A 26131-nucleotide genomic window follows, 5' to 3' on the forward strand; every position below is an offset into this window, starting at 1 on the left:
CGATAATCTGGAGGATAAGTCATAAACTTAAAAAAAGCGTCGCTTTGCTCCGGTTTGATCGCCATCGAATGGAATCCATGATCGGCATCAGTGGAATCCGCACTATGTTGGTTTTCTTTATTACCAATATCCGCAAGCTACGCGAAACTGGATAAAATCTAAGTCTTCCGATGGAAGTAACATTCTTCTTGACGGACTACGTATAAAAATACGCTATACCTTATAAGGGTTGGATTTATTTACATAATTAAAATGATTTTTAAAAGTTAGTAATTCATCAAATATTAAGGATATTAAATGGCTCAATGGATAGGAGTTTTCATCGGGATAATTTCTGGAATTAGCGGTCTTACTCTAGGAATTATGAATTATCTCAGAGACAACCCTAAATTAGTGGTTCATTTAACATGGGATTTAGAACCTTTTGGTGATATCCCTTTTGAGAAAGATAAATTATATGGTGTTATTCAGATCACCAATACAGGAAGGAGGCCTATTTTTATTAGTCATGTAACTATCCGCATTCCCAATCATAAAGAGTTACTTATTACCGATTCAATTCAGGGTGAAAAGCTAGCTGAAGGCGATCAGCCTAAAATTTATCCTATAACTCAAGCAGGGCTTGAAGAGTTTGGTGATTTTTGGGATAAAATGTATGCTGTGGTGAGGGATAGTGCAGGAAAAGAATACTTATCAGCTCCTATTCAAAACAAACCAGGCTGGGCTAAGTGATTTGAATTAATTTAAGCCTAAAAAATTATCTCTCTTGTTATTTAGTTCTTTAATCCATTTAATTAGCTCTTCAATTTTTTGGGGAAATATTTTTTCCTCTGGATTAATTTGTTTCAAATAATCGTGTGCGGTAATTAGACACGTCAGGCTGGTTGCACTAATTAATAAAAAATTAGGCTCAATATTGTTGAGCTCAGGTTCATACATGTTTTCCGTTTCATTCAGATTATAACGCATTAGATGGTGCCAGGAGCCATGCTCCGCATGACTTCCTGCTCTATACATGGTTTCGTATGCATCTGATAATCCAACTTTCCCTGCAATAGTAAAAAGATTTTCATGCCACGATTTATCTTTTTTTAATATAATGTCTTCAATTTTATATTTAGTCTGAGCAAAAGTCTCTTTTATACTTTCAATTATGTTTTTTTCAAAAGGTAGGATATCTCGACCTTGTGTTTTATGTTGAATAAGCTCCAATAATTTTTTCTCATAGGCAAGTGATGATTTTATAAATTTTTGGCCTATGTCATCATTAATATTTTGAATCAAATATTTCAATATAATTGAGGTTTCAGTGAGAGCCCGCATTGCAAGAAGTGCCATTTCAGAACGATTTTCGCTAATCAGAAGCAAAAAACTATCGTAAAGCTTATACATTCTAACAGTATGGCCAAGCAAAATTCCTTGCTGAAGCTTTTCAAGAAATAGTGTAGGAACTGATGCGGCTGTTATAGCTAAAAATTTATTAACAAGATTACCTGCTTCAATCAAATCAGCAATAAAATCTTCATTGCTTTTTCGAGGTTTATCAATATTGGGAAGGGGATGTTTAGAAACTTCGTCATAGATATTTATTTCTGATTCATCTTTATGGCTCATAAATAAGTTTGCCTTGATATTGTAATAATTATTTTTTAGGCACCTAAATGGGCACCCAACTAAAAGAATCAAACAAGAAAAATTAAAAATTATTCATAACTCATTGATTTCACTGGCGTCCCGGAGAGGATTCGAACCTCCGACCTGCCCCTTAGGAGGGGGCTGCGCTATCCAGCTGTGCCACCGAGACTTAATCCAATAGTTTACCTTTATCATGGCTATATGACAACCTGATTGTAATATAATGGGCTGGAATTTTATAGTTGTGGTATACTGGGGCGACCCTGGATTTAGAGCGTTTTATTATGGGCAAGTCTGCTGATATTAGTTATCCGTTTCATTCTCCTTGGCACTTTCTATGGCAAGTAATTAAGCCGTACCGCTGGTGGTATGTCTTAATGATGCAGGCGCCTATTTTTACCGCTATTTATATTTTTGCTAATAATTACTCCTTTAAACTATTGGTTGATGCGTTTTCAGGGGCGGATGTTTCCTCTTATTCTAACTTGCTGTTTCCTGTCGTCTTATTTGTTGTGGCGCAGGTTTCATTAGATCTGTTTTGGCGTTTGAGTGATTTTGCGGAGTGGCGGGCTGAGCCTTATGCGCGGCAGCGTTTATTGTCTACGGCTTATGATTATGTGCAGCATCATTCTTATAATTATTTTCAAAATACCCCAACCGGCACGATCATTAGTAAATTGAAAGGGATTTTGGATGGTTATGACAGTGTTTTTGCGAATGTGCATCATATTGTCGGTAAGCATTTTTGTGTGGTGATTGTTTCTGTTTTTGTGCTCATGATTGTTAATTTGAGCGTATTTTTCTTTATGCTGGCTTGGTGTGTCTTGGTTATGGCGCTGATGCTGCCGATGGCGTTGAAGTTGAATAAGCTTTCTAATCGAGCTGCTGAAAGTAAGCATCAGGTAATGGGAACGTTTTCTGATAATATTACCAATATCTTTTCCTTATTTTATTTTGCGAAACGACGGGCTGAGCATAAACGGATTAACGGGATCATGGCTAATGATTTTGTGCCGCGTCAAATCGAGCTTTACCAATATGATTTTAAATTTAATATGGTTGGTTCGGTGCTGTATTGGTTTATGCTCATTTCGGTGTTTTTCTTTATGATCTACCTGCGTAAGCAGGGCAGTGTTTCAACGGGCGATTTCCTTTTTGTGATGTTGACTGCACTGACGATTTCTTTTGATTTGTGGACTTTGATGAGTGGTCTTTGTACCTTCTTAAAAGAAATAGGGGATTTTAAGTCTTCCTTTACTATTTTGCAGACACCTCATGATGCTGTGGATGATTCTCATGCGCGTGTTTTTCAAATTCAAAAGGGGGCGATTGAGTTTCAACAGGTGTCATTTGGCTATGAGCATGCCGCCCCGGTTTTTTCTAATTTGAATCTTTGCATCAAGCCCGGTGAGAAGATTGGTTTGGTTGGGCATTCTGGTGCGGGTAAGTCGACGTTAATTGCCTTGCTGTTAAAGAATTTCAAAGTGTCATCAGGACTAATTCTGATTGATGGTGAGCCTATTTTAAATATTACTTCTGATGCGCTGCGCCAGCAAATTGCGCTTATTCCTCAGGATATTATGCTGTTTCATCGTACGATTGCTGAAAATATCGGCTATGCGAAAGAGGATGTAACCTTAGCGGAAATTAAACATGCTGCGAAAATGGCGAATATTGACTCATTCATCGAATCCTTGCCTGAAAAATACGACACCATGGTAGGGGAGCGAGGCGTTAAGCTTTCTGGTGGACAGCGTCAACGGATTGCTATTGCGCGTGCCTTTTTAAAAAATGCGCCTATTGTGGTGCTTGATGAGGCTACCTCGAGTTTGGATAGTATTTCTGAGCAGGGAATACAGCAATCCATTAATGCGATGCTTGAGCAAAATAATGCAACGGTGATTGCTATTGCGCATCGTCTTTCCACTATTCGCCATATGGACCGAATAATCGTTATGGAGGATGGGGCGATTATTGAAGAGGGGTCATTTGATGTGTTGATTCGTAATGAGCAAAGCTATTTTAAAAAATTATGGGATAGCCAAGTTAATGGGATGGTTTTGTAATATGAAAAAGCAGGCTTTATTTTTTATTGTATTGTGGGCTGTTAATACGCAGACATTGGCTAATGACGATTGTTTTATCGCCAAAGAAAATGGAAAGGTAGTGCAGCAAGAAGGGGCCTGTTCTCTGCATCAAGCGCCTTGTTCAACCTTTAAAATTGTAATTAGTTTGATGGGATTTAATGAGGGTATTTTAATTGATGCGTTACACCCTGAATGGCCTTTTAAAGAGGGATATTCTGATTATTTGGAGGTTTGGAAGCAGTCGCATAATCCAACGGCTTGGATGAAAAACAGTTGTGTCTGGTACAGTCAGGTTATTACGCAAAAGCTGGGCATGGAGCGATTTAAACACTATGTGCAGGTTTTTAATTATGGAAATGAGGATGTATCTGGGGATAAAGGTGCGAATAATGGATTAACTCGTGCTTGGCTATCCGGTTCATTGCGTATTTCTCCACTGCAGCAAATTGAGTTTTTAACGCGTTTAGAGCAGGGTAAGTTGCCTGTAAGCGCTCATGCTATGGCGATGACCAAAAAGATTTTATTCGCAGAAGAATTGCCAGGAAATTGGAAGTTATATGGTAAGACTGGTGCGGGCTATTTTTTAAATGATGATGGCTCGAAACAATTAAATAAGCAAATTGGTTGGTTTGTGGGATGGGCTCAGAAAGAACAGCGAACCATTTATTTTGTCCAATTCGTGGTGGAAAAGGATAATAAAGAGTTTACTACTGGGAAGCACGCTCGAGAGTTGGTGAAGCAAAAAATCACGCGATTGATGTGATTAGAGAGAATCCCAAGCATAATGAGGGATTTTTTGAATGGGGCATGGAACTGATAGGGTGCCCCATTCGGGAGTTTAGCGGTAAACTCTTCAGGACCTAACCTTGAACAAAGGGTTAGAATCCATGGCCATGGGTTGTTCCATGATTATTATGTACTTCTACTCTTGCTCCACCACCCTGGTGTGATGTATGTCCGGTAGAGAATTGACTATACATATTGCCACCCGCGTTGCGATGATGCACATTTCCGCCTGAAGGTGGGAATCTGTTAAGTGGCCCATTGGGTACTTCCACATGCGTTCCATGATGATGTGAATGTTCATTATGATGATGCATTCGTTCACTAGAGTGGCCTGTATGATGTACATGAACATTTGAGCCGCCCCAGCCACTACCCCAGAAGCCAGGTCTGTTATCAACAACTCGTACCGTGGTGTTATTGTCTCCACAGCTGTTAAGTAATGCTAAGAGGAAAACAAATCCAATTGCACCTATAACAAGCATTGGGAGAACGGGAGAAGAAGCTGCCGCTAAGGAAGATGCAAACATCATATTGGTTGCTGCCAAACCTGCTGCTGTTGCTGCAGAAGCGCCGAATGCGATTATCGCAAGCGCTGCAATTGCAGCGGCTGTTAATGCGGCTACAGTGATTCCTGCCATGCATTGGAGTAGGAAATAATTATTAGTTTCATTCTGTTGGCGTAACGGGTTTCCCATTTTTTTCACCTTTTGTGTAATTAATCCGTTTAGAAATGTAACAGCTGTGTAAGTAAAAGGGAAGTATAATTTGGTGGGTGTTTATGCAATGATGTTAATTTCAGTGTTTAATGAGTAGTACTTTCACTAATCGTGGATATAGGCTGAGTCTTACGGCCCAGCCATATTTTCCGTCGGAATTTACTTACTCGTCATCATCCCAGCTTAGAGTACCACCTGCTTGATATTCAATAACGCGGGTTTCAAAGAAGTTTTTCTCTTTCTTCAAGTCCAGCATTTCGCTCATCCATGGGAATGGGTTTTCAGCACCAGGGTATTGCTCTGGTAAACCAATTTGGCTTAAGCGACGGTTGGCAATGAAGTGCAGGTATTCTTCGAACATTTCTGCGTTCATGCCTAAGATACCATGTGGCATGGTGTCTTTAGCGTATTGATATTCTAACTCAACACCTTGGCGAATCAATTGAATGATTTCTTCTTTGAACTCTGGAGTCCATAGATGTGGACTTTCGATTTTAATTTGGTTAATCACATCAATACCAAAGTTCATGTGCATTGATTCATCACGTAAAATGTATTGGAACTGTTCTGAAGTTCCTACCATTTTGTTACGACGTCCCATAGAAAGGATTTGCGTAAAGCCAACGTAGAAGAAAATTCCTTCGAAAATAACGTAGAAGGCAATTAAATCTCTTAGTAAACGTTGATCATTTTCAATCGTTCCAGTATGGAATGTTTCATCTCCTAAACTTTGAGTAAAGGGTAGAGCCCAAGATGCTTTGGTTGCCACGGATGGAATTTCACGGTACATATTGAAGACTTCAGCTTCATCAAGTCCCAAGCTTTCAATAATGTATTGATAAGCATGAGTATGCAATGCTTCTTCAAATGCTTGACGCAACAGATATTGGCGGCATTCTGGGTTAGTGATATGTCGATATACTGCTAACACCAGGTTATTAGCAACTAATGAATCTGCTGTAGAGAAAAATCCTAGATTACGCTTGATAATCAAACGCTCATCCTCTGTAAGTCCATTAGGATCTTTCCACAGAGCTACGTCAGCACTCATGTTAATTTCATTGGGCATCCAATGGTTTGCACAAGCAGCAAGGTACTTGTCCCAGGCCCATCTATATTTAAATGGGACCAGCTGGTTTAAATCCGCACGGCAATTGATAATTTGCTTGTCATCTACATGGATGCGAGCAGCACCCATTTCAAGAGACTCAAAGCCTGTTGCACCTATAGTAGGAGCGGTTTTTTGTGTATTTAAATTTTGCATTCATATTCTCCTGATTATTGGCAGGCTTCACAGTCTGGATCGAGTATTGAACATACTTTTGGCTGTTCATCGCTGATAATTTTAACCGCATTTAATGCGCCATCAGTAATGGTGGATTTTTCTGCATTTGTTGCTCCTAAACTACGTAAGTAATAAGTAGTTTTTAATCCACGTATCCAAGCATGCATGTACAGTTGATCCAGTTTCTTACCGGAAGGCTGAGCCATGTAGATATTGAGTGATTGCGCTTGGTCGATCCATTTCTGACGACGTGAAGCGGCATCTACTAACCACATTGGGTCAATTTCAAATGAAGTTGCATAGCGTGTTTTCAATTCAGCAGGAATACGGCTGATTGGTTGTACGCTACCATTGAAATATTTTAGGTCGTTAACCATTACTTCATCCCAGAGATCGAGTGCTTTTAAGTCAGCAACCAGATATGGATTGATTACTGTAAACTCTCCTGAGAGGTTTGATTTTACATACAAGTTTTGGTAGGTAGGCTCAATAGATTGTGCTACACCACAAATGTTGGAAATAGTAGCCGTAGGGGCGATTGCCATCACATTTGAGTTACGCATACCTTGGGTACGTACTTTAATGCGTAATGATTCCCAATCCAAACGTTGCGAACGGTCTTGCTCTAGGTATTTGCTTCGAGCTTGTTGCAATAAGTTAATGGAATCAATTGGTAGAATTCCTTTGCTCCATAGGGAACCTTCATAACTTGAATAGCTGCCACGTTCTTTGGCCAAATCACAAGAAGCTTCAATTGCATAGTAACTGATTAACTCCATAGAGGAGTCAGCAAATTCAACGGCTGCTTGAGATGCGTAATCAATTTTTAACTCGTATAAGGCATCTTGGAAGCCCATTAAACCTAAACCAATTGGTCTGTGCTTTAAGTTTGAGTTACGTGCCTGTGGTACAGAGTAGTAGTTAATATCAATTACGTTATCCAACATACGAATCGCTGTGGTAATCGTACGTTTTAACTTATCTTTATCCAGCTGACCATTCTTAATGTGTGCTGGTAAGTTAACGCTACCTAGATTACATACTGCAATTTCTTCTTCAGAAGTATTCAGTGTAATTTCAGTACATAGGTTTGAACTGTGAACCACGCCCGCATGTTGCTGTGGTGAACGCAAGTTACATGGATCTTTAAATGTCATCCATGGATGGCCTGTTTCAAATAGCATGGAAAGCATTCTGCGCCATAATTTCACTGCAGGAAGGGTTTTGCTATTTTTAATGATGCCTTGACGTGCTTTTGCTTCATATTCTTTATATAGAGTTTCAAATTCTTTACCGTAGCAATCGTGCAGCTCTGGTACTTCATCAGGAGAAAATAAAGTCCACTCACCTTCTTCACGAACACGTATCATGAATAAATCCGGGATCCAAATTGCGGTATTCATATCATGAGTACGGCGGCGATCATCCCCAGTATTTTTTCTTAGGTCGAGGAATTCTTCCACGTCTTTATGCCAGCATTCTAAATAAGCACATACCGCACCTTTACGCTTACCACCTTGGTTTACTGCAACTGCTGTAGCATCGGCAACGTTTAGGAAAGGCACAACACCTTGGGATTTACCATTGGTTCCTTTAATGTGTGAACCCATAGCACGTACTGGAGTCCAGTCGTTACCCAATCCGCCTGCAAATTTTGAAAGTAGGGCGTTGTCTTTAATTGCACTGTAAATACCATCTAAATGATCCGGTACTGTAGTTAAGTAACAGCTGGACAATTGTGGGCGAACAGTACCTGAGTTAAACAGGGTTGGTGTAGAAGACATGTAGTCAAAAGAAGAAATTAATGAGTAGAACTCAATTGCTTTTTCTTCCTTATTTTTTTCACGCATCGCTAGGCCCATGGCAACACGCATGAAGAATGCTTGGGGCAATTCATAACGCACACCTTGATCATGTAGGAAATAGCGGTCATATAATGTTTGTAGACTTAAGTAGGTAAATTGCATATCTCGTCTTGGTAATAAAGCCTTACCTAATTTATCTAAGTCAAAATCAGCCATTTTGGCATCGAGTAAGCCTTGATTAATACCATGACTAATATAGGCTTTGAAGTAGCCTGGATAAATGGCTGCCATTTCGTCAAACGTAGCATCAGCTTTAATGTTTAATTTGCCAAGAGCTTCCATACGGAGGGTGTCTAATAACAAACGAGCACTGACATAGGTGTAGTTGGGTTCTTTTTCAATTAGAGTACGAGCTGCCATAATTAAGGCTTTATGTACGTCTTCAAATTTGGCTTGATTGTATAGATTACGCATTGCATCTTTAATTACAGGCTCGGCAGTAACATTAGCAAGATCGCGGCACGACTCATTAACAATTGTATTCACTCGCTCCATGTCTAATGGTTTTAACTCACCATCAGGCATAGTAATTAATAGTGTTTTGCTGTCGCTAGCTTGTTGTGTTATTTCCGTTTGGCGCGCAAGACGGTGTTCTTCACGATAAAGTACGTAAGCACGAGCAACTTTGTAATGACCACTGCGCATTAGCGCTAATTCAACTTGATCCTGAATGTCTTCAATATGAATTGCACCGCCAGTAGGTAAGCGGCGTTTAAATGCTTGCGAGATTTGAAGAGTTAATTCTTCGATCTGTTCATGAATACGATCTGAAGTAGGGGCAGTACCACCTTCATTGGCAATAAAGGCCTTGGTAATTGCAACTTTAATTTTAGAGTCATCGTAATTCACGACTTTGCCGTTACGTTTAATTGTTTTAAGCACACCGGGAGTATTAGCTGTCAATTCCAGTTGACTCGTTAGCGGCACATCATTTACCGGATCAAGAATTGCGGACATTTTTTCTCCACCTCGTATGGTTGTTAGCAGTTGTCGAGCGAATTTTATTCACTATTAATTAGATTATAGCAAAAAACCCAATATGTAGATGTTTTTCGCGCAGGGGATACAAGATAATGTGTTTTCGTGTAGGGGTCAATAGAATAAATTGGGAGTATATTGTGGATAACTTGTGTGTTTTTATATTTTTTTATTAAAGCAACAATTTATCCCCGAATTACTATTCATTGATGTTTTTGGGCTCATTCCATTGCCACCCTGCGGTCAAGCTGTGGGACATCGAGGTTGATTTTTCGGTTGAGCTCAAACCCGGGGGGGCGATTTTATGCTTTTTTTACGATAATTGCATCACTAACATTCGAAAAACTATGAACGTTGAGTTGAAATGAGCCAATGTGGGCATAAAGCTGGCTTGAACTTCCTCCATCGAGGTTGATGGCATCAACACAAGATAAAGGAGGGGCTTTTAGCAAATGAGCTAATTTGTTGGTGGACATAGTGGCATTGGTTGAAACCAGAATAATAACTTTTCCTTTGGCGGTGATACCTAAGGCGGAGCGATCCGCTTCTCCTGGTTTCAGTGACGGGATTCTGCCTTTAATCAGTAATCGAGGTCCGCTTTGCATAGCAAAACTAATTTCATTATCTTGACTAAAACGACTAAGACTAGAGATATGAGCTTTGTTCTGTTTGATGTAGAACACTCCCCACCAGCTGATGCGTTTTAGTGGATTTTCTTGCCGATAATTATTAATTCTTAATCCCAGAGGATTAAATTGATGATCAAAAAAACCGCCATTAATGCTAAGTAAAGCTTGGCTGTGTTCAGCAAATTGATCGGCTGATGCATTTTTTAGCGCTAAGGATTTGGCGCTGACGATTGCCAGTTTATTATTATTCAGGTCAATGCGAAATGCATAAATATGGGACCACGGCGCGAGTAAGCCCCCTGCAAGGTCTTGATATTCAATACCAGGGCTTAATTCGCGCCAATTTCCTGCTGAATAAGCGTAAACTGGAGTCAACAGACTGACCAGAAAAAACAGCAAATAAAACAAAAATGATTTGTTTTCAGCATTATTATTGGTTTGCGAAGACATGTTATTGTATCCTTATTTGCATCATTCAACACCATGGAATTTTTTATGCAAATTAGAACGCAACATAACAATACTGAAGTACATAAGTCAACAATAGAATTAACTCAATTGATGAATGACGTGCTGGGGCTTGCTAAAAAAGAGGGAGCAACGGATGCTGCGGTGGCAGTGAATAACGATCGTGGTTTTTCAGTCGATGTACGCATGGGCGCAGTGGAAACGGTGGCGTTTAGCGAAGATAAAGGTGTTGGTTTAACTGTTTATATTGGTACGCGTAAAGGTGGGGCTAGCAGTACTGATATTTCACCTGCTGCATTAGAAGCTATGGTGAAGGCTGCTTGTGATATTGCTCGCGTTAGCGCTGAAGATCCTTGCTTTGGTTTGGCTGATAAAGAGTTAATGACTACAGAATATCCCGATTTGGATTTATACCATCCTTGGGATATTAATCCTGAGCAAGCTATTGAATTAGCGATGAAATGCGAGTCGCATGCTTTATCTTTAGATAAGCGTATTACTAATTCTGATGGGGTGAATGTTTCCTCTTATGAATCACATCATGGTTTTGCGAATACCAATGGTGGTTCTGGTTTTATTCACAGCACGCGTCATAGTTTAAGTTGCTCACTAATTGCCGCTGAAGGTGAAGAGATGCAACGAGACTATGACTACACTACAGTGCGTAATGCTAAAGATCTTATCGACCCACATCATATTGCACGAAATGCGGTAGAACGTGCGCTTAGTCGTTTAGGAGCTAAGCAGGTTGAAACGCAAACGGTACCCGTTATTTTTTCTTCACGCGTTTCTAGCGGTTTATTTGGCAGTTTGATTAATGCGATTAGTGGTTCTAATTTGTATCGAAAAAATACGTTCCTATTGGATTCAATTGACCAGCAAATATTTCCAGAATTTATCAATGTTTATGAACAACCGCATTTGCCAGGAGCATTAGGCAGTTCGCCCTTTGATGGGGAGGGGGTTCCTACTCGTGCAAATCATATTATCGAAAAGGGACGAGTAAAGCAGTATGTGTTGGGAAGTTATTCTGCGCGTCGTTTAGGATTAAAAACCACTGCAAACGGTGATGGCGTTCATAATTTAACCATTGACCCTACAGCGGGTGATCTTTCTGATTTATTAAAAAAGATGGGAACTGGTTTATTAGTTACTGAATTGATGGGGCAAGGGGTGAACGGTGTTACTGGTGACTATTCTCGTGGTGCGAGTGGTTATTGGGTAGAGAATGGCGAAATTCAATTTCCTGTAGATGAAGTTACCATTGCGGGTAACTTGAAGGAAATGTTTCAGTCTATATTGGCGGTGGGTAATGATATTAATCCGAATATCGCCACACGTTGTGGTTCAATCTTAATTGGAAAAATGATGCTTGCTGGAAAATAGGGAAGCGCGGTCATTGTGAACAAAGCGAAGCAACCCAGGGTTCCGTGCTGTGTACTCCTGGGGTGTTTTGCCACTACATTTTTTGCTAGTATTTAGAGTTCCATTCTTTAATTTAAACCCACCATCTCACTATGAACAAACCATAAGTAAGTTTAAATACTTGCTTTGTTGGTTCAATACTCTACTATTTTAAATATAAGGACATGAATGGAGTCGGTATGCGCAATATAATTTTCGCAATGTTATTAATGGTAAATGTTGCGTATGCAGATGAGATTGTTGGCTTTACAGCCTTTGAAAATGGAGATTACACTACAGCTTACCCCCATTTGATGAAAGCTGCTCGGGAAGGTAATGCTGAAGCAATGTATTTAGTCGGGCGTATGTTCCAATATGGGCAGGGTATCAATAAAGACCCCGCCGAAGCATTAACCTGGTATCAAAAATCAGCAGAGAAAAATTATGCATTAGCACAATTAAGTTTGGGATTTCTGTATGATTTGGGTGAAGGAGTGAAGCAGAATTTTGACGAGGCGTTCAAATGGTATATGAAAGCCGCGCAGCAAGGTAATTCTGTCGCGCAACGGAACGTAGGATTAATGTATTCTACCGGAGATGGCGTTAAACAGAATCCCAAATCCGCATTAGAATGGTTTAAAAAATCTGCCCAACAAGGTTATGTCAAAGCTCAAGTCAATCTTGCCTATGCCTATATTATGGGAATTGGTACTGAGAAAAATGTGAATCAGGCTCTTTATTGGTATCATAAAGCTGGTGAACAGGGTGATGCACGAGCAGAGTATAGTTTGGGTTTGCTTTATACCGGACAACAACCTGGCGTTGCCGCGGATGACAGCTCAGCCTTTTATTGGTTCTCCCAAGCAGCTAATCAAAATCATCCTAAAGCTGCAGACTATTTAGCCTATTACTATTTAAATGGACTCGGTGTCGAGGCTGATCCACAAAAGGCTGCTTATTGGTATCAAATTGCAGCTCAGGCAGGAGAGCCGGATGCACAGGCTCAATTAGGGCAATTATTATTGACAGGAACTGGGATTGATAAGGATTACGAACAGGCTGCTTATTGGTTTACTAAGGCTGCGGCTCAGGGGAGTCCTATGGGGCAGGCTAAATTAGGTTATCTGTATCTGGCAGGCCTTGGGGTAGAAAAAAATTGGATTACAGCTTATGCATGGTATAAGTTGGCAGCTAATGGTAAATATCCCCCTGCGGTTAAAGAGTTAAAGGGGCTGAAAGCTAAATTATCTCAGCAGGAGTTGAAAGAGGCTGATCAGTTAGTTAAGAAGTTAGCACCTCCGCCTCCAGCGGATGAAGAGGAGAAGAAATAGTATTTAGATAGTTTTCCTCAGTAGATGTAGCAACTGTCTTAAAATTCATTTCAAGACAGTTGGCTTACTTCGGTATATAAGTTACCAATCCATATTGTTGATCGTACGCTTCTTGCGCTTCAGCGGATAAATCACGTACCTCAGACAGCACATTTCCTGGTAAATGTTGGAAAAAACTAAATCCTTTTCCTGTTGCACCTTTACACTCAGGAGATAAGGGGGTGAATACATGCGGGAAAGGGTGAGCTTCCACAAATAAGCCGCCACCACTTTGTAATTTCATTACATAGTTTTGGATGTAGTCCGGATCCCAGTCATATTGAACCAGACTCCTAAGTTACCAAAAACACTGGCATTTCACCCACTTTTGGCTGTTTCCTCACTTTTGTTCTTTCACGCAGCTTTTATTCTTAATTCTTTAGGAGCAGTTATTCTGATGTTGTACAGATAGATGTGCTTTTATCGATTGTTTTTAATCCGATTAATTAAACCGCGCAATATCACGCCAGGGCCAATCTCTTCGAAATCATGCTCTCCAAGAGCTAGCAAATATTCTACCCCCTGAGTCCAACGTACAGGATGGTTTATTTGTTCTGTTAAATTATGATGTAGACTGTTTTCCGTGTATGGCATAGCATTAATATTCGCGATTACTGCTGTTTTAGGGGCTGAAAAATTAAATTGCCGTAGAAACTCAGCAAACTGATTTTTGACGTTATCCATTTCTGGAGAGTGAAAGGCACCACTCACATTAAGTGGAACATAGATGGCTCCACTATTTTTAAAAACGGTTCCAGCTTGCTCAATAAGATGTTTAGGGCCTGAAATAACGATTTGAGTGTGGGAGTTATAATTAGCAATGGACACCGCATTTAAGTTATTTTCTTGTAAAATTTGTTTGATTTCATGCTCATTTTTTCCAACAACGGCCGCCATAGAACCATTATTTACTGCACTCATTAGTTCACCGCGCTTTTTGACAAGTTGTAATCCGGTTGCAAAATCAAATACTCCGGCAGCAAATAGCGCATTATATTCCCCAAGGCTATGCCCCATAAAAAAGTCAGGTTGTTTCTCGTTTTCTTGTAATTTCTTTAGAAAGGATAGGGCGCTTATGGTAAACAGGGCGGGCTGGGTATATTGGGTATTGTTTAGCCTTTTTTGCGGATCTTCCAAGCACAATTGAGTGATGGAATAGCCAAGAATTTCATCTGCCTCATTAATAAGCGGCGTAAAATCATTAAATAAGTCTTTTCCCATACCTATAGCTTGGGATCCCTGTCCTGGGAATACATACGTCGTCATGAGTTCTCCAGAGCAAATGATTTGCTTTATTTAAGGTACTTATTAAAGTTTAGTATAGATATTCCACAAAATGGTAAATTAAGTGCTTTCTTGTTAATCAAAAAAATGGAGCCAATCTATGAGCTAGCAGAGGCTATTTCATCTTTTTTGGCACCGTTTATGGGCAGGGTAAAATAACCTGATTTTACCCTCGTAGATGGATTGTTAATAATTTCACGGACTCATGTTTTTATCTTTAGATTCAGGTTTATGAGCATCTAAATTATTGCTCGTGTTATTCATTGGTGTAGTGAAAAAAGAAACGGTTGTTAGAGGAAAAGACAATGAGGCTAATTGACTGTTGTCAAGCATCTGCTTCAGTGTGACTCCACAGTTCTCATTCGCGGGATTGATAGGGGCCGTATTAAACTTAATAGTTGTTTGTGGCTGCTGGGCTTTGAGTTGTTGCAATAAATCAATTTGATTGTGTTTGACAAGCCACCAAGCTAAGGTAATTCCACAGTCTTCAAAATCGGGATTAGTGGGGGCCGTATTTAAATTAATGATTGCTTGTGGTTGTTGGTTTATGAACATTATTAACAAATCGATTTGATTGTGCTTGGCAAGCCACCAAGCCAGGGTAACCCCATGATAGAAATGATTAGGCTGAGTTGGTTCAGCATTTAAATTAAGGACTGTTTCAACATGACGGCTCCAAAGGGTTACCAGTAAGTCTATTTCATTGTTACCAGCAAGCATCCACCCCAGAGAGACGCCATGGTCTTTGTTTTGGGGATCAGGAGGGGAGGCATTTAAATCAAGAGGTGCATCTTGTTGTTGGTCTATTAGGTTTTCAAGCAAGTCCACATCGGTTGAAGCAAGCCACCAAGCTATGGGAATGCCATGGTACTGATTATCCTGTTGAATTGGCGCTACACTTAAATCAATTGATACTTTTGGTTGTTTGGTCATAAGGTATTTTAGGAAGTCAATTTGCTTGTTAGCAACGAGCCACCAAGTAAGAGTGATACCATAGCATGGATGATTTGGATGAGTTGGTGTTGCATTCAAATTAATGGGCACTTGTGGTTGTAGGACTCTAAATTCCTCCAGTAAATCTATTTTATTGTATTTTGCTAGCCACCAAGCTGGAGTGATTCCATATTCAGGGTGATTGGAGCTGGCTGGTGTTGCATTTAAATTAATGGGGGCTTGTGGCTTTTCCAGTAATTGTATTTGAGCGTATTTAGCGAGTAACCAATAAAAGGGAACTGCAAAATCTGCTTGTTCCTGAGGTAATTTACGTACAAGCTGAAGCAATTCATTAATTAGACCATAATGCTTTAGGTCGGTGGATTGGCTTATCCAATCAATAAATTGTGCAGCATAATTCCTCAACCAAGGGAGCTGATTATAAGGTAGATTAAGGTTATTGAGCGTATGGAGGTAATCCGCTAAAAGTGGTTGTTCTGCTCTTTTCAGTGTTGGGTTGCTAATTTCATAGGGTATTTCTGTATCGGGGTTAATCGCGGTTAAAAGCCAGGAATCGTGGTATTGTTCTTCGAGGTAATTTTTCCACTCATCGCTGGAATTAAATAACATACTTAATTCTTCAATAGAAAATGTTTCTAATAATGAGGGGCATTTTTGGACGGTTTCAAGTAGATTAAGTGATTGCAAAGTCTGATGTCCTTTCAATTAAAAATTTATATTTCCCTATCAAAATCTCATTTCTAAAAATTTTGATGGAGCCAACATGAGAACTCTTGTTTCAATGTTGATTTCGTCTTTTGTTCTGGCCAAGTATTTACATTAAGAGGCGGGAGTGTATCGTGACGCGTTTTATTTTGTCAATTTATCTAATAAAAAAAACAAGTTACATAAATTTGAGCAGCACGATAAAAAATGAGGCATACACCGAGAGGCTCCCTTGACATAGCCTTTGATTATAATTATGACGAGGATGCATTAAATTTGATTCGGTATCTATCGATGCTTGCTTCTTTATCCTTTGCTAAATGTGTGGGTGGCGGTGGAAAAAACTTAATTAAAAATCGTTCTGGACGGTTAGTGCTTCCGCAATCACTGGTGTTAATGCTGTATTTAGTTGTGCTAAGCGTTGTAGAAAATCACGTCCATCAGTTGTCTTGGAACGATGAGATAAGGTCGTTTCTGTGGTTTATAGTAAGGCATATTGCTTTCTGAGGAAGCCCTATAGCTTAAAAAACATTAAAACTTTCACGAAGAATGTTTACTGTTATTTTTCCTTTTTTATCGCGGTTTCTTTTAAGCAAGGTATACACAGTAAAATTAAAATTCTCTATGGAAGCATGTGCTACGCTAAGAAAATAAGCACTTTCTAAAGTAATCTGGTCATTAGCGATATTCAATTTTTTTAATAAATTATTTGCTTTCTCTATACGTGTAAACCCATTTTTCCCTCGACGCTCAATAAACTCTTCAGCCTTTTGTTCATCCATTGTATTGTTTAACGACATCAGTACTTGTTTGGAGGCAGTATTGATGTTGATGGCGGTTAAATCAGGCAGAGCTGTAACAAAGGGCTGCAAAGCTGAAAAAATTTTCGGACTCACGTCTTTAACTAAACGAAGTTCAGACCTACTGGTCATTAATTGGCGACTGGTATGGTAGGGGGGCTTTTGATGTAAGTAATAAGAAAGAAAATTGTCTTCGCCAACCCCAAGCTCATAAGGAGATACCCAGTTATTAATTGCTAATGCCAAATTCATTTTTTCAGCAGGAGTCATTTGAGCCCCTGTAGCACTAACCAAATTAATAAAGCCTAAGAGATATTTTTTATTGGTCAGATTATTAAGGTTAAAGCGGCTTTGCAAATCATAAATGCCTCCACTTAAGGTGACGGAAGGATAGATGGAGGCCATATTTCTGGGATAGACACTAACCATCCCTTCGGAGTTTTCCGCGGAAAATTTTTTCTTGGCGTCTCCCACTTCGCTCATAGCCCAGAAAGTAACTGCTTGAGAGGCAAAATAGAGTTTATCGTGGTTGATAATCAGGCGAGTGCGATAGATATCAACTTGTAGTCTAGAACTCATGGCTGTAGCAACAATAGCAACTAAGGTCATAATAAATAAGGCGGTAAGCAAAGCACCACCATGTGATTTTGAAGGAATTATTAGAGCAGGGCGTGCTGGTGATGAATCAACTGTTGGCATAAAGTGCTCCAGGGATCGTAAATAATAAATTAAGTTCTCCTAGCTTTTTCACATCCAGATTGACCTGGATTGCCTTAGGTAATAATTCTTTATTTTGATCCTGATTCACCGCATCAGCTCTCCATTCAGGAAATGTTTGTAAGCTTTGGTTTAAATAACCAAAGTGGCAATCTTTCAAATGTGAAATGAGTACTTTATCGGCATGAGTAGTATTTCGATCAAATGGATCTAAAGTATCCCAAGTTCGGCGCAGTAATGAGCCATTTTGGCAGACCAAAGCGACCCGTTTGAGAGTGCTGCGTTTTTCTATGCTTCCTGGATTTACATCCCCATCCCGGGTAAATTCTACATAATCTGGGCGAGCGCTAAAAATCGGAAATAAATGCATGTCATTACCACGAATCGCCCGTTCGGCTATTTGGCTAATGTCTTGTTGTACGATACTAATTGCAAGTTGTAAGGTACTTAGACGGTCACTTTGTTCGTTAACACGGGTACGCGTATTAAACGCATAATATAAAGTAGATGAGGTAATTGAAGCCAAAATCGCGAATACCGCTAAGGCAATTAAAATTTCAATGAGCGTAAATCCCGATTCTTTTTTCATGGTACATACCTAAATGCGTGCAATTCTTCTCGAAAAGGCCCTGCTTTTTCCGTACTAACGGATATGGTGATGAGCTGTATGGATTTTATTGGCGTAGTACTGGTTTTTACCCGCCAAAACCAATGCTCACCCAGCATCGTAGTATCCTGAGTAGTTTCTTGACTTTGACTAATTTGTAATAAGCCTAATTGCACCATTGCAACACCTTGCATTGCTACCCAATGGCTTACGGTCTTTTCTTTGATACGTTGCGTATGTTCTACATTTTGTGCAATTGCTTTTAGCAATGCGGTTAGGGCTACGGCAATAATTGTAAGGGCTAATAAAACCTCAATTAAGGTAAAACCAGAGGCTTTGCGGTGTATCATCATTTTTTATTCGCCGCCTTAAGTATTAGATCACCATTACGATGACCAGTAAGTACTACCAGTTGGCTCTCCTTCGTACTGCCAAAACCTAAAGTAAATGGTGTCATATCTCCTGAGGCAGTGATGATAATGGGGGGAGTGCCTATAGGGACGCGTTGAGATGTATTCAATGTAATTAGGGTTTTGTTTGGAAAATAGGTTACCTTAAAAATTCCTTTATTAGACATAGGGCTCCATTGAGAACCTTGTAATTGCAGAATCTGATAACCTTTATTATCAATGCGTAGGCCTAAAGTGCTTATTTCTAAAATAGCTTGCTGTTGAGCAAGGCGTATATTATTTACCAATTGTTCCGCAGCAAATTGAATGCGCTTGCCTTCACCGAAATCACCAAATGCGATTAAGGCAAAACCAACGGTAATGCCTATAATCACAATTACGATCATAATTTCAATTAGGGTAAAACCTCGGTTATTTCTCATCCCAGTTACCAATTTCTGCATTAATGCCGGTACCACCAGGTTGACCTTCAGCCCCATAGGTAAAGACGTCTACATCACCATGTTGACCTGGATTTAAATAGAGATAATCTCTATTCCAAGGATCTTTGGGTAAGGATTTTAAATATTGCTTCCAATTGTGAGGAATAGGGTTAGAGCTTGGCTTTTCTACCAATGCCATTAAACCTTGATCCGTAGATGGGTAATTACCGTTATCCAGTTTATATAAATCAAGGGCATTTTGGATAGCAAGTACGTCTTGTTTTGCTTTTACTCGGCGCGCTTCATCGGGGCGACCCATAATTTTGGGAACAACAATGGAGGCAAGAATACCTAAAATGACTACAACCACCATAATTTCAATTAAGGAAAAACCTTTTTGTCTGTTCATGTTACTCCTGCTATTTAAATAAACGCTAAATTTAGTAGAAATCCGACCCTATGTTATCAATTGTTCCATTGAGAAAATAGGTAGTAATGTTGCTAAAACGATAAATAGAACGACGGCCCCCATTAATAAAATAACTAAAGGTTCTAATAAGGTTAATGAGGTGTCAATAAGACGTTTTACTTCATTATCCAAGTGACTGGCAGAGCGTTCCATCATTGGTGAAATCTGTCCACTTTTTTCGCCACTAGAAATTAAGTGAATGGCCATTGGGCTAATATAGCCTGTTTCTCTCAAGGCCTCACTGATTCCCGAACCTTCGCGTACCTTGATGGTTGCTGCATCGAAAGCTTGTCTCATTACTAAGTTCATTACCAGACTTGCAGAAACACGCATGGTTTCCAAAACGCTGACTCCTGCGGCAAATAAAATACCGAAGGTATGAATGTAACGAGCAACGTTAATTGTTTTTACTAAATAGGAAACAACGGGTAATTTAAGCAGCAGGCGATGCCAAACTGTTTTAACCTTTATATTGTTCAGGCTTTTCTTAAATGCATAAAGAATCAAAATAATGCCAAGTAAAGCATATAAGCCATAGGATTTTACGAAATTACTAATACTAATTAATACCTCGGTCATTCCGGGTAGGGTTTGCCCGCTACTGGTAAATACCTCAATAATTTTAGGGACTACAAAGCTGAGCAAAAAAGAAATAATGCCCACAGAAACGAGGATCATGATTGCAGGATAGATCAGTGCTTGCTGCACCTTTTGCCGAGTTTGCTGCTGATTTTCAGTGTAATCGGCAAGTTTCTCCAGGACTACATCAAGGTGTCCGGTTTGCTCCCCAGCACCTACTGTTGAGCGATATAATTCAGGGAATGCTTGGGGATATTGGGACATTGCCTGGGCTAAGCCATAACCTTCAAGTACTTTGGCTCGTACGCCAATAATCAGTTCACGCACTTTATCTTTTTCTGTCTGTTCACTGACTCCGCGCAACGATTCTTCAACGGGGATTCCCGCGGCTAATAAAGTAGCTAATTGACGAGTAAAGAGGGAAAGGTCTGCGGCAGAGATTTTGCCTTTGCTGCGGCCACTACTACCGGAGCGTTGTTGGGTTAATACCTGGACATGGGTAGGAATCAATCCTTGATCGCGTAATAATTGGCGTGCATGGCGTTCTGAGTCAGCTTCTAGCACTCCTTTACTGCTGCTGCCATTTTTTTTTAATGCTTGATATTGATACGCACCCATTCTTTTTTATGCTTTAAATTAATATAAAACTATAGAGTCTAATCTATTGGGTTTAATAAGTCACTTAAGGTACACTACTTGCAGACTATCCTGGAGAATGATAAATGAGCAAAAAAGTATTACTTGAAGCAATTAAGGAACATGATGCCAAGTTTATTGATCTACGATTCACTGATATACGTGGAAAAGAGCAACACATCACTGTTCCTATTTCCTGTGTTGATGATGATTTAATCGAAAATGGTAAAATGATCGATGGTTCTTCATTCAAAGGTTGGCAGAAAATCCACCAATCAGATTTAGCGTTAATCCCTGATTTGGAAACCATTAAATTTGATCCTTTCTTCCAAGATAATACCTTATTTATTCGTTGTGATGTGGTCGATCCCAAAACAATGATGGGCTATGAGCGTTGCCCCAGATCATTGGCGAAACGCGCAGAAGCTTATTTGCAATCTACAGGTATTGCGGACACAGCGTTCTTTGGACCAGAACCTGAGTTCTTTATATTCGATAGCGTGCAATGGCAAACAAGCATTTCAGGTTCTTTTTATAAAATTGATTCAGAAGAAGCTGAGTGGAGTTCGTCTAAAGAAATGGAAGGCGGAAATATTGGTCACCGTCCTTCAATAAAAGGCGGTTATTTTCCTGTGCCTCCAGTAGATTCATCGCATGATATTCGTTCTGCTATGTGTTTGACTCTTGAGTCACTTGGTGAAGTGGTTGAAGCGCACCATCACGAAGTAGCAACAGCAAACCAGTGCGAATTGGCAACACGTTTTAGCTCATTAACGGATAAAGCGGACCGATTACAAATTTTAAAATATGTGATTCATAATGTGGCTCATAACTACGGGAAAACAGCAACCTTTATGCCTAAGCCATTGGTTGGGGATAATGGAAGTGGTATGCACTGTCACCAATCTTTAGCTAAAGGTGGAGAGAATTTATTCTCTGGTGATCAATATGCAGGGCTTTCTGAAACAGCACTATATTATATTGGTGGTATCATTAAGCATGCTCGTGCATTAAATGCATTTACAAACCCATCAACAAACAGCTACAAGCGTCTTGTTCCTGGTTTTGAAGCACCAGTATTGTTGGCTTATTCTGCAAGAAACCGCTCTGCGGCAATTCGTATTCCTCATGTAAGCAGTCCAAAGGCACGTCGCATTGAGGTACGTTTCCCTGATCCTACAGCGAACCCATACCTTGCGTTTGCCGCGATGTTAATGGCTGGTCTAGATGGTATTCAAAATAAAATTCATCCAGGTCAACCAATGGATAAAGATCTGTATGATCTACCACCAGAAGAGTTAGTGGATGTACCAACAGTGAGTGCTTCTTTGGAACAATCATTGGATAGCTTGGCGGCAGATCATGAGTTCTTAGTACAGGGTGATGTGTTCACACGTGACTTTATTAATAACTACATTGACATGAAAAGGGAAGAGGTTGCTAAACTCAGAAGCTTAACTCACCCATATGAGTTTGAGTTGTATTACAGCTTGTAATCATTGTAGTTTTAGTCAGCTATGGGTCTTGGCATGTGACCTATATTCTGTCATTGCGAACGCAGTTCGCAATGACAGAATCACGTAGTATCAAATCTTATTCATTACATTCAGGTACTAAAAATGCTAATTTTATTATCGCCAGCAAAAAAATTACTAAAAACCTCAAAACCCTATTTTGGGACCACCTCAAAACCTTTATTTCCTGAACAGACTAAAACTTTAGTCGAATTAATGAAATCCAAGTCAGTTGAGGATATTGCTGCATTAATGGATTTATCTAAAGACTTAGCCACCTTGAATTTTGAACGTTACCAGGAATTTGTTTTTGATGGGCATTCACCACATGCATATCCTGCGTTATTTTTATTTCATGGTGATGTTTATCAAGGCTTACAAGCCGATACTTGGAAACCAGATACTGTAACTTATGCTCAATCGCATTTACGTATTTTATCGGGGCTTTATGGTTTATTAAATCCCTTAGATACCATCCAGCCATACCGATTAGAAATGGGGATTCATCTGGCAAATCCTGCGGGTAAATCATTGTATGATTTTTGGCAGAGTACGATTGCGGATACACTGAATCAGCAATTAGTCGCGCAGAAAACTCCTGTGGTAGTAAACCTTGCCTCAACAGAGTATTTTAAAGCCGTAAATGAGAAAAAATTAAATTACCCCATAGTTACCATAAATTTTTATGAGCATAAAAATAATCAGCTGAAAATGATTGGCATCCATGCCAAAAAGGCACGTGGCGTGATGGCTAAATTCTTAATGGAAAATCAAATTGATAATCTTGAGGGGATCAAACAGTTTAATGAATTAGGTTACGAATTTCATCAATCCAGCTCATCGGAAACGCATTTTGATTTTGTACGCCACAGTTAAGCCTTATGTGGAATTTATCTAGCCGAACTCATCGTTTAAATCATTTTCCTCAGCAAGGTGTGACCTGCTATGCCAAAAGAGATGATGAGTTAGGTTGTGGCATTAGTGGTTCTAAATTACGTAAATATGCTTCGTTAATGCCTTATCTTATTGAACAAGGAATTAAGCATCTACTGATTATTGCAGGCCCTCAGTCTAATAACCTACTTGCCGCGCTACAATTAGCTCGAGAGTTTAATTTACAGGTTACGGCATTCCTTATTAAGCCTTGGAAGTTAGAACGCAAAGGCAACTTCAAATTGAGTTCTCTTTTTTTAGAAGAGCATGAAATTATTTGGGTAAGTCGCGAAGAATGGGCACAGGTAAATGAACTTGCTCAAAATTACCTAAAAACCTTGACTGAGCCAGGCTTTGTCTTACAGGAAGGGGCTAGTGTCCCACCTGCTCTGCCTGGTGCGATGAGCCTTGCCAATGATATTTGCGACAATGAAGTGTTTTTAAATTGCCATTTTCAGCATATTTTTATCGATGCAGGAACCGGTTTTTCTGCAGCAGCACTAATTAAAGGTTTAAATTTGTTAGAACATCAGGCCCAAGTTCATGTGCTTTTACTTGCGGATGATGAGGAAACCTTTAAATCTAAATTAAATTCATGGCTTAATTTTGAGCCAATAAACTACGACTGTTTTTGTCCCACTACAGCGAGAGCATTTGGTTCAGTCAATCAGACCATTAAAAATGAACTAAAGCGTTTAGCGCGAGAAGAGGGGATTTTGGCTGATCCAATTTATGCTGCAAAATTATTTTATGAAGCAAGGCAATTTATAGAAAGCAAAGCACTTAAAGGAAATGTGCTGATTATCCACTCAGGGGGAACCCTTACCATATCAAATTTTGATTATTGACCCTTGAAATTCAGTAATAAATCCCTATATGACTTAAATAACAAGTACATATAGGAGAGATTAAATGGTCGGTAAGCAACAAACGATGGGCTTTCAAACAGAAGTGAAGCAAATGTTGCATTTAGTAGTGCATGCACTTTATAGCAACAAAGAAATCTTTTTAAGAGAGCTAATTTCTAATGCTTCAGATGCTTTGGATAAGTTAAGATTTTTAGCTTTATCAGACAGTGCCCTATTTGAAAATGATTCTGATTTAACGATCAGCATTCATGTTAATGAAAAATTGAAAACCATAACGATTGCTGATAACGGTATTGGTTTAAGTTGGGATGAGGCTGTTGCCAACTTAGGTACTATTGCTAAGTCAGGTACTAAAGAATTCATGAGTCAATTAACCGGTGAAAACGCTAAAGATTCACAGTTAATTGGACAATTTGGAGTAGGATTTTACTCCGCATTTATTGTAGCTGATAAAGTTACTGTTAAAAGCCGACGCGCTGGTTTAAAACCTGAAGAGGGTATTGTTTGGGAATCCAACGGTGAAGGCGAGTTTTCTATAGCTTCTGAAACCAAAGCGAGTCGTGGGACTGAAATTACGCTGCACATTAAAGCTGAAGATGATGAGTTTCTCAGTGATTGGCGTATTCGTAACATCATTAGCAAATACTCTGATCATATTTGCTGGCCGATTGTTATGGAAAAGCGTGGCGAAGAGAATAAAGACAGCCATGAGATGGAAACGGTGAATAAGGCTACGGCTTTATGGACCATGCAAAAATCTGAAATTAGTGATGATGATTATAAGTTACTATACAAGCATATTTCTCATGACTTCCAGGATCCATTAATTTGGTCTCATAACCATGTAGAAGGTAAGAGTGACTATATTTCATTGCTCTACATTCCTGCCCATGCTCCTTATGATTTATGGCAACATGAAAACAAACATGGTTTGAAACTCTACGTAAAACGCGTCTTCATTATGGATGATGCTACTCAATTTCTTCCAAGATATTTACGCTTTATCAAAGGAATTGTTGACGCCAGTGATTTACCACTGAATGTATCGCGAGAAATTTTACAAGACAACAAGCAAGTTGAAAGCATTCGTTCTGCGTGTACTAAGCGTATTTTATCGATGCTTGAAAAAATGAGCACACAAGATAAAGAAACGTATCAGAAGTTCTGGAATGAGTTTGGTTTAGTACTCAAAGAAGGCCCTGTTGAAGATTTTGCAAACCGTGATGCTATTTCTAAATTATTGCGTTTTGCTACGACTAAATCAGCCTCCGAGAAACAAGAGATATCGCTTGAAGAATATGTTAGTCGTATGAAAGAAGGGCAAGATAAAATTTATTATATTACTGCTTCTAGCTACAATGCGGCCAAGCATAGCCCACATCTGGAAATATTTAATAAAAAGGGAATTGAGGTATTATTACTTAGTGATCGTATTGATGAATGGCTAGTAGGTTACCTAAGTGAGTTTGATGGTAAAAAGCTGCAATCCATTTCTAAAGGTAAGGTAGAGCTTGGTGATGAGTCTGAAGAGCAAATCAAAGAACAAGAAAAAACCTTAGAACCTATGTTGAATCATATTAAGAAAGTTTTGGATGCTAAGGTTAAAGATGTATTATTAACCAATCGCTTAACTGATTCGCCTGCATGTATTGTTGCTGATGAGCAAGATATGAACCTGGAAATGCAACGTATTCTTCAGGCTGCAGGGCAACAGGTTCCAGAAAGTAAACCTGTTTTTGAAATTAACCCAGAACATGCCTTAATCAAACGTTTACATGATATTCAAGATGACAGTCTTTTTGAGTTATGGGTAACTATGTTGTTTGAACAAGCCGTTTTGGCTGAGGGGGGACAATTAGATAATCCAGCTGATTTTATTAGTCGAGTAAATAAGCTGTTGGTTTTATCTTAAAATTGTAGGTTGGGCCCATGGGCCTAATGGCGCTGCCTTAAGCAGCGTCATTTTTATCCATTCTTATTTCTCTTTGCCGCACTATCTTTTGCTGCTC

24 protein-coding genes and 1 tRNA gene are annotated in these 26131 nt (G+C 39.4%); 10 read left to right on the plus strand and 15 right to left on the minus strand.

Annotation, left to right across the window (positions count from 1 at the left end):
- The first annotated feature begins 297 nt into the window (after positions 1 to 297).
- Positions 298 to 732: a hypothetical protein gene (locus ACQY7T_RS02970; protein ID WP_428411229.1), complete on the plus strand. Its 435-nt coding sequence runs from the start codon at positions 298 to 300 to the stop codon at positions 730 to 732.
- A gap of 6 nt (positions 733 to 738) precedes the next feature.
- Here ACQY7T_RS02970 and ACQY7T_RS02975 read toward each other — a convergent pair whose 3' ends face one another.
- Together ACQY7T_RS02975 and ACQY7T_RS02980 are read right to left on the minus strand one after the other, a co-directional pair.
- Positions 739 to 1614, minus strand: a complete 876-nt coding sequence (locus ACQY7T_RS02975; protein WP_428411230.1) for a DUF5677 domain-containing protein — start codon at positions 1612 to 1614, stop codon at positions 739 to 741.
- 113 nt (positions 1615 to 1727) lie between these two features.
- Positions 1728 to 1804, minus strand: a tRNA-Arg gene (locus tag ACQY7T_RS02980).
- A gap of 73 nt (positions 1805 to 1877) precedes the next feature.
- On the opposite strand from ACQY7T_RS02980, the gene ACQY7T_RS02985 reads away from it, so the two are divergent.
- Together ACQY7T_RS02985 and blaOXA are read left to right on the plus strand one after the other, a co-directional pair.
- On the plus strand, positions 1878 to 3701 hold the full coding sequence (locus tag ACQY7T_RS02985) for an ABC transporter ATP-binding protein (protein ID WP_428411231.1): 1824 nt from the start codon (positions 1878 to 1880) through the stop codon (positions 3699 to 3701).
- Between the two features lies 1 nt (position 3702).
- Positions 3703 to 4485, plus strand: a complete 783-nt coding sequence (blaOXA, locus tag ACQY7T_RS02990) for a class D beta-lactamase (protein WP_428411232.1) — start codon at positions 3703 to 3705, stop codon at positions 4483 to 4485.
- Positions 4486 to 4600: 115 nt separating this feature from the next.
- Here blaOXA and ACQY7T_RS02995 read toward each other — a convergent pair whose 3' ends face one another.
- From ACQY7T_RS02995 to ACQY7T_RS03010, 4 genes are all read right to left on the minus strand, one after another.
- Complete coding sequence (locus tag ACQY7T_RS02995; RefSeq protein ID WP_428411233.1) at positions 4601 to 5203, minus strand: hypothetical protein; 603 nt, start codon at positions 5201 to 5203, stop codon at positions 4601 to 4603.
- Positions 5204 to 5387: 184 nt separating this feature from the next.
- A complete protein-coding gene (locus tag ACQY7T_RS03000) occupies positions 5388 to 6488 on the minus strand; it encodes a ribonucleotide-diphosphate reductase subunit beta (protein WP_428411234.1) in 1101 nt (366 codons plus the stop codon).
- A gap of 14 nt (positions 6489 to 6502) precedes the next feature.
- Positions 6503 to 9331: a ribonucleoside-diphosphate reductase subunit alpha gene (locus tag ACQY7T_RS03005; protein WP_428411235.1), complete on the minus strand. Its 2829-nt coding sequence runs from the start codon at positions 9329 to 9331 to the stop codon at positions 6503 to 6505.
- 323 nt (positions 9332 to 9654) lie between these two features.
- Entirely contained in the window at positions 9655 to 10431 is a 777-nt protein-coding gene (locus ACQY7T_RS03010) for a phosphodiester glycosidase family protein (RefSeq protein WP_428411236.1), read from the minus strand.
- A 45-nt stretch (positions 10432 to 10476) separates the two neighbouring features.
- On the opposite strand from ACQY7T_RS03010, the gene pmbA reads away from it, so the two are divergent.
- Complete coding sequence (gene pmbA / locus ACQY7T_RS03015) at positions 10477 to 11835, plus strand: metalloprotease PmbA (RefSeq protein WP_428411237.1); 1359 nt, start codon at positions 10477 to 10479, stop codon at positions 11833 to 11835.
- A gap of 218 nt (positions 11836 to 12053) precedes the next feature.
- The gene (locus tag ACQY7T_RS03020; protein ID WP_428411238.1) at positions 12054 to 13184 is read left to right on the plus strand and encodes an SEL1-like repeat protein; all 1131 of its coding nucleotides are present in this window, start codon (positions 12054 to 12056) and stop codon (positions 13182 to 13184) included.
- A 64-nt stretch (positions 13185 to 13248) separates the two neighbouring features.
- Here the strand turns inward: ACQY7T_RS03020 and ACQY7T_RS03025 are convergent, their stop codons facing one another.
- The 3 genes from ACQY7T_RS03025 to ACQY7T_RS03035 form a co-directional block, all read right to left on the minus strand.
- A complete protein-coding gene (locus ACQY7T_RS03025) occupies positions 13249 to 13467 on the minus strand; it encodes a hypothetical protein (protein WP_428411239.1) in 219 nt (72 codons plus the stop codon).
- Positions 13468 to 13643: 176 nt separating this feature from the next.
- Positions 13644 to 14489: an ACP S-malonyltransferase gene (gene fabD / locus ACQY7T_RS03030; RefSeq protein WP_428411240.1), complete on the minus strand. Its 846-nt coding sequence runs from the start codon at positions 14487 to 14489 to the stop codon at positions 13644 to 13646.
- A 213-nt stretch (positions 14490 to 14702) separates the two neighbouring features.
- Positions 14703 to 16148 (minus strand): hypothetical protein, encoded by a 1446-nt coding sequence (locus tag ACQY7T_RS03035; RefSeq protein WP_428411241.1) that lies wholly within the window; start codon positions 16146 to 16148, stop codon positions 14703 to 14705.
- 225 nt (positions 16149 to 16373) lie between these two features.
- Here ACQY7T_RS03035 and ACQY7T_RS03040 point away from each other — a divergent pair, with 225 nt between their 5' ends.
- Positions 16374 to 16673, plus strand: a complete 300-nt coding sequence (locus tag ACQY7T_RS03040) for a hypothetical protein (protein ID WP_428411242.1) — start codon at positions 16374 to 16376, stop codon at positions 16671 to 16673.
- Between the two features lie 14 nt (positions 16674 to 16687).
- On the opposite strand, the gene gspK is transcribed toward ACQY7T_RS03040, so the two are convergent.
- The 6 genes from gspK to lspF are packed head-to-tail and all read right to left on the minus strand — an operon-like array spanning position 16688 to position 20788.
- Positions 16688 to 17665: a type II secretion system minor pseudopilin GspK gene (gene gspK, locus ACQY7T_RS03045; RefSeq protein WP_428411243.1), complete on the minus strand. Its 978-nt coding sequence runs from the start codon at positions 17663 to 17665 to the stop codon at positions 16688 to 16690.
- A complete protein-coding gene (gene lspJ / locus ACQY7T_RS03050) occupies positions 17652 to 18272 on the minus strand; it encodes a GspJ family T2SS minor pseudopilin variant LspJ (RefSeq protein WP_428411244.1) in 621 nt (206 codons plus the stop codon). The genes gspK and lspJ overlap by 14 nt, the downstream gene beginning before the upstream one ends.
- On the minus strand, positions 18269 to 18643 hold the full coding sequence (gene lspI / locus ACQY7T_RS03055; protein ID WP_428411245.1) for a GspI family T2SS minor pseudopilin variant LspI: 375 nt from the start codon (positions 18641 to 18643) through the stop codon (positions 18269 to 18271). Before lspI ends, lspJ begins: the two co-directional genes overlap by 4 nt.
- Positions 18640 to 19122: a type II secretion system minor pseudopilin GspH gene (gene gspH / locus ACQY7T_RS03060; RefSeq protein WP_428411246.1), complete on the minus strand. Its 483-nt coding sequence runs from the start codon at positions 19120 to 19122 to the stop codon at positions 18640 to 18642. Before gspH ends, lspI begins: the two co-directional genes overlap by 4 nt.
- Positions 19112 to 19531: a GspG family T2SS major pseudopilin variant LspG gene (gene lspG, locus ACQY7T_RS03065; RefSeq protein ID WP_428411247.1), complete on the minus strand. Its 420-nt coding sequence runs from the start codon at positions 19529 to 19531 to the stop codon at positions 19112 to 19114. The genes gspH and lspG overlap by 11 nt, the downstream gene beginning before the upstream one ends.
- Positions 19532 to 19579: 48 nt before the next feature.
- Entirely contained in the window at positions 19580 to 20788 is a 1209-nt protein-coding gene (lspF, locus tag ACQY7T_RS03070; protein ID WP_428411248.1) for a GspF family T2SS innner membrane protein variant LspF, read from the minus strand.
- Between the two features lie 104 nt (positions 20789 to 20892).
- Between lspF and glnA the strand changes: the two genes are divergently transcribed.
- The 4 genes from glnA to htpG all read left to right on the plus strand — a co-directional run bounded on the left by glnA (position 20893) and on the right by htpG (position 26034).
- Positions 20893 to 22302, plus strand: coding sequence for a type I glutamate--ammonia ligase (gene glnA, locus ACQY7T_RS03075; RefSeq protein WP_428411249.1), 1410 nt, complete (start codon positions 20893 to 20895; stop codon positions 22300 to 22302).
- 123 nt (positions 22303 to 22425) lie between these two features.
- On the plus strand, positions 22426 to 23196 hold the full coding sequence (gene yaaA / locus ACQY7T_RS03080; RefSeq protein WP_428411250.1) for a peroxide stress protein YaaA: 771 nt from the start codon (positions 22426 to 22428) through the stop codon (positions 23194 to 23196).
- 5 nt (positions 23197 to 23201) lie between these two features.
- Positions 23202 to 24101 (plus strand): 1-aminocyclopropane-1-carboxylate deaminase, encoded by a 900-nt coding sequence (locus ACQY7T_RS03085; protein WP_428411251.1) that lies wholly within the window; start codon positions 23202 to 23204, stop codon positions 24099 to 24101.
- 64 nt (positions 24102 to 24165) lie between these two features.
- On the plus strand, positions 24166 to 26034 hold the full coding sequence (htpG, locus tag ACQY7T_RS03090) for a molecular chaperone HtpG (protein WP_428411252.1): 1869 nt from the start codon (positions 24166 to 24168) through the stop codon (positions 26032 to 26034).
- Positions 26035 to 26131: the final 97 nt, after the last annotated feature.

Origin of the sequence: Legionella sp., assembly GCF_965140895.1 — a bacterium.
Taxonomy (GTDB): domain Bacteria; phylum Pseudomonadota; class Gammaproteobacteria; order Legionellales; family Legionellaceae; genus Legionella.